This window comes from uncultured Microbacterium sp. (assembly GCF_963521695.1).
Classification (GTDB): domain Bacteria; phylum Actinomycetota; class Actinomycetes; order Actinomycetales; family Microbacteriaceae; genus Microbacterium.
In genome coordinates, this window is record NZ_CAUQWC010000245.1 from 1 (window position 1) to 4,686 (window position 4,686).

The 4,686-nt window shown below is 72.4% G+C and carries 4 protein-coding genes; 2 read left to right on the forward strand and 2 right to left on the reverse strand.

Going from position 1 to position 4,686, the window contains the following annotated elements; translation table 11 throughout:
• Nucleotides 1–187 precede the first annotated feature (187 nt).
• On the forward strand, nt 188–1,402 hold the full coding sequence (locus RWP81_RS14395) for an amidohydrolase (RefSeq protein ID WP_314457219.1): 1,215 nt from the start codon (nt 188–190) through the stop codon (nt 1,400–1,402).
• 80 nt (nt 1,403–1,482) lie between these two features.
• Here the strand turns inward: RWP81_RS14395 and hisD are convergent, their stop codons facing one another.
• Nucleotides 1,483–2,805: a histidinol dehydrogenase gene (gene hisD, locus RWP81_RS14400; RefSeq protein ID WP_314457221.1), complete on the reverse strand. Its 1,323-nt coding sequence runs from the start codon at nt 2,803–2,805 to the stop codon at nt 1,483–1,485.
• Between the two features lie 78 nt (nt 2,806–2,883).
• On the opposite strand from hisD, the gene RWP81_RS14405 reads away from it, so the two are divergent.
• Complete coding sequence (locus RWP81_RS14405) at nt 2,884–3,810, forward strand: LysR family transcriptional regulator (RefSeq protein ID WP_314457223.1); 927 nt, start codon at nt 2,884–2,886, stop codon at nt 3,808–3,810.
• 19 nt (nt 3,811–3,829) lie between these two features.
• On the opposite strand, the gene RWP81_RS14410 is transcribed toward RWP81_RS14405, so the two are convergent.
• Nucleotides 3,830–4,686: nitrilase-related carbon-nitrogen hydrolase (locus RWP81_RS14410; RefSeq protein WP_314457225.1), on the reverse strand; the 857-nt coding region annotated here is incomplete at its 5' end.

Consider the following 4,686-nt stretch of genomic DNA (forward strand, 5'->3'; position numbering starts at 1 on the left):
CCGGGGCCGGCGGATCCGGGACGAGAGGTTCCGGGACGGGACGGTTCCACCGCACCCCCACACGGTGTGTCCACGACACGCCGCATCGCCGGGCGCGCGACGGCGTGTCGTGGACACTCGACATCAGGGTGGGATGCACCCCGATGGACCCGGCCACGCGCGGGTCGGCGCGAACTAGGCTCGACCCATGAGCGTCGACCTCGAAAGCCTGTACACCGACCTGCACGCCCACCCGGAACTGTCGTTCCAGGAGACGCGCACGGCCGGCGTCATCGCACGGCACCTGAGCGAGTTGGGGCTCGAGGTCGAAGAGGGCGTGGGCCGCACAGGAGTGGTGACGCGCATCGACAATGGCGACGGTCCCGTCGTGTGGCTGCGCGCCGACATGGACGCCCTCCCCGTCGAGGAGCAGACGGGCCTCCCCTACGCCAGTACCGCGCGCGGCACGGATCCCGCCGGCAACGCGGTGCCCGTCATGCACGCGTGCGGTCACGACATGCACGTGACCGCCCTCATCGGGGCGCTCGAGCGCCTCGTCGCCACCCGTGAGGAGTGGTCGGGCACGATCGTGGCGGTGTTCCAGCCCGCCGAGGAGTACGGAGCGGGCTCGCAGGCGATGATCGCCGACGGCGTGCTCGATCGCTACCCGACGCCCGACATCGTGCTCGGCCAGCACGTCACGCCGCTGCCCGCCGGCGTCATCGGCGTTCGCCCGGGCACGCAGATGGCGGCATCCGACGGGCTCACCGTCATCCTCCACGGCCGGGGCGGCCACGGCTCGCGCCCGCACTCCACGATCGACCCCGTCGTGATGGCCGCGGCCACCGTCATGCGCCTGCAGACCGTCGTCTCGCGCGAGGTCGACCCACGCGATGTCGCCGTCGTCACCGTCGGCTCCATCCACGCGGGGTTGAAGAACAACATCATCCCGGCCGAGGCGAAGCTCGAGCTCAGCCTGCGCTACCCCGACGACGCCGCGCGCCGTCGCGTGATGACGAAGGTCGAGCGCATCATCCGGGCCGAGGCTGCGGCATCCGGAGCCGAGCAGGAGCCCACGATCAGCACCGATCACACCCTGCCGCCGACGATCAACGATGCGGATGCCACGGCCCGCCTGACCACGGCGTTCCGGCGCTCGTTCGGCGAGGCCTCGGTCGTCGACCCCGGCATGTTCACCGGCAGCGAGGACGTGTCGTGGTTTGCCCGCGAGTCGGGCGCCCCGCTGGTGTTCTGGTTCTGGGGCGGCGTCGACCCGCAGGCGTTCGCCGATGCCCTGGCCGGCGGCACGATGGAGCGCGACATCCCGACGAACCACTCGCCGTTCTTCGCACCCGTCATGCAGCCCACCATCGACCGAGGGGTCGAGAACCTCGTCGTGGCGGCGCGGGAGTTCCTCGGCTGATGCCGGCCGCGCGCAGCTGACGCGTCGAGCCCCGCGGGGCGCCGCCGACGCGTCAGCGGCGCCCGAACGACGCGCGAGGCTCAGTCCTGCGCGTAGGTCGCCAGGCGCATCGTCGCGGTGGCGCTGTGGGCCGCCATCCCCTCGGAGTCGGAGATCGTCTGCACGGCCTCCGCGAGGGACGGCGTCGCCGCGCGGCTGATGCGCTGGTAGGTGAGCGGCTTCACGAAGCGCGACACCGACAGGCCCGCGCTGTGCTTGGCTCCTCCCGCGGTGGGGAGAACGTGGTTCGTGCCCGCCATGCCCTTGTCGGAGTAGGCCACCGTGCTCCAGGCGCCGAGGAAGAGGGAGCCGTAATTGCGCAGGTTGTCGTGGTACCAGCCGTCATCGGTGGTGATGACCTCGAGGTGCTCGGGGGCCAGGTCGTCCATCAGGGCCACGGCGACATCGCGGTCGGCAGCGACCGTCACCGTGCCGTAGTCGCGCCACGCGGGCCCGGCGATCGGCTCCGTGGCGAGCGTCTCGAGCTGGCGTTCGACCGCTGACATCACAGCCCGACCGTGCTCTTCCGACGTCGTCACGAGCGCAGCGGGCGAGTTCGGGCCGTGCTCGGCCTGACCGAGCAGATCGGCCGCCACGATCTCGGGGTCGGCGCTGTCGTCCGAGAGGACGGCAACCTCGGACGGGCCGGCGAGGAGATCGATGGCGACCGTCCCGAAAAGCTGGCGCTTGGCCTCGGCCACGAAGGCGTTGCCCGCACCCACGAGCATGTCGACCGGCAGGTCGCCCAGCAGTCCGTACGCCATCGCCGCGAGCGCCTGGACACCGCCGAGGACGAACACGCGGTCGACACCCGACAGATGCGCCGCGTAGACGACGGCGTCGTTCGCGCCCCCGTCCGGCTGCGGCGGCGTGCAGGCGATGACGGTGGGCACGCCCGCAGCCTTCGCGACCCCGACCGTCATGAACGCACTGGCGGTCAGGGGGAAGCGTCCCGCGGGAAGGTAGGCGCCGACGCGGGAGACGGGCACGTAGCGCACACCCGTGGTCAGACCCGGAACGAGCTCGGTCTCGAAGTCGTGCAGGCGGCCCCGCTGCTCGGCGGCGAAGGCCTTCGTCCGCTCCGACCCCAGCTCGATCGCGGCGCGGAGGTCGGGGGCGAGTCGGTCGCCGCTCGAGGCGATCTGCGCGCTCGTCAACTCGATGTCGCCGCCCGCGTACCGGTCGAGGGAGCGCGCGTAATCGAGCACCGCGTCGAGACCGCGGCGCTGGATGTCGCCGAGCATCTTCGACACCGTCTCGATGACGGCCGGATCGCGCTGGGCGGCGGGGGCGTCGACCAGCGGGGTCTTGAGGTGGTGGAAGGAACCGTCGAGGCGCTCGAGGAGCGCGGGCGTGAACTGCATACTGGAACGCTAGAAGATCGCCACACACCCCACAAGAACGATGGATACGATGTAAACCACAGGGTTTACCATTGCCTCGTGACGATCACCCAGCTTCGCGCCTTCCTGGCCGCGCTCGAGAAGGGGTCGTTCACGGCCGCGGCCGTCGACCTCGATTCGACGCAGGCATCCGTCTCGGAGCTCGTGGCGCGCCTGGAGCGCGAGCTCGGCGTCGCGCTCTTCCAGCGCGGGGGCCGCCGTCTCGTGGCGACCGAGTCGGCTCTCGCCCTGCGCGCGCACGCCGAGCGAGCGGTCGCTGCAATCCACAACGGCATCGAGACCATGCGCGCGCTCACCGCGCTGGAGGCCGGCACCTGCACGTTCGGGGTGCTGCGCAACGCCGCCTACTACGACCTTTCGGAGCTGCTGCAGCGCTTCCACGAACGGCATCCCGGTGTGCGCGTGCGTCTCGTCGGAATCAACTCCGCCCTCGTCGCCCGCTCGATCGCCGCGGGCGAGGTCGAGGCCGGACTCCTCGTGCTGCCCGTCGACGAGGCCGGCCTGTCGATCACCCCCCTCTTCCGCGACGAGGTGGTCTTCGCGTCCGCGCGCGCCGACGCCCCGACGGCGCCCGTCGATCTCGCCGAGGTCGCGGGGGCGAAGCTCGTGCTCTACGACGCCTACGCGGGCTGGGACGACCCCACGCGCCGCCAGCTGCGCGAGCGGGCTCGCGCGCAGGGGCACTCCGTCGAACCGGCGATCGAGGTCGAGAACGTCGAGACGGCGCTGGGCCTGGTGGCATCCGGAACCGCGGACACCATCGTGTCGCGGTCGATCGCCGAGTCGCCGACCTTCCCGGCGCAGATCAGGGTCGTCCCGTTCGCGGAACCGCTGTACGACACGATCGCCCTCGCCCGCCGGGAGGGCGCCGACCTCTCCCCCGCGGCGCGGCGGCTGGCCGACATGGCGCAGCAGATGCTGCGAGCGCGGATGACGCGGCATCCGGGACGCGTCGCCCCCCAGTGAGCCACGCACCCCGGAGGGGTCAGGTGTACAGGTCGGGACGACGGTCGCCGAACAGGTCGTTGTACGGAGGAAGGGACTTGTCGTGAGGGTGCCGCAGCCGCAGTGTCGCCACGACCAGACCGGCCCCACCGGGGGCCGCCGCCGCGACCCACCCGTCGTCATCGATGATCGCCGTGCCCCCGGTCCACGCGACGCCGCGTTCGGATCCGTGACGGTCGGCGATCACCGTGGCGAGGCGGGACGACCGCGACGCCGCCATCGCCTGGATCGTCTCCGGCGCCCGCTCCCCGGCCGGTCGGTCCACGAGCGGCCAGTTGACGGGCAGGGCCAGCACCTCGGCACCGGCGAGCGCGAGACGGCGGGGCACCTCGGGGAACTCGTTGTCGTAGCAGACCGCGACTCCCAGGCGGCCCACGGGGGTGTCGAAGATCGCCCCGGCCGCATCACCGGGCGCGAAGAAGCGGGCCTCCTCGCCCCAGAGGTGCGACTTGCGGTAGTCGCCGAGGCGGGCGGAGCGCGAGAGGACCGCGGCGCTGTTGTAGACGCGGTCCCCCGCGTCCTCCGCGTAACCGACGACGGCGACGACCCCCTCCGGAAGATCGGCGCTGATCGCCTCCCACCGGGGATCGTCGCGCCGGAGCGCCGCGCCGCGGGCCTCCGCCTCGTCGGCGAAGACGTAGCCGCTGGTGGCGAGCTCGGGCGTCACGACGAGCCGCGCCCCGGCGGCCACGGCCTCGGCGACCGCGGCCCGGAGCGCGTCGATGTTCGCCGCGACCTCCCCCACGTCGATGCGGGGGGAGGTCGCGGCGGCCCGGGGCTCCCGCGCGCCGCTCAGTCGTCCGCCGTCGCCGGCACCATCACCCCCCCCGGCGCGAG

Excerpts from the sequence above, each read along its gene's own strand:
- RWP81_RS14395 (WP_314457219.1), top strand. The coding sequence starts at position 188 with ATGAGCGTCGACCTCGAAAGCCTGTACACCGACCTGCACGCCCACCCG.
- hisD (WP_314457221.1), bottom strand. The coding sequence starts at position 2,805 with ATGCAGTTCACGCCCGCGCTCCTCGAGCGCCTCGACGGTTCCTTCCAC.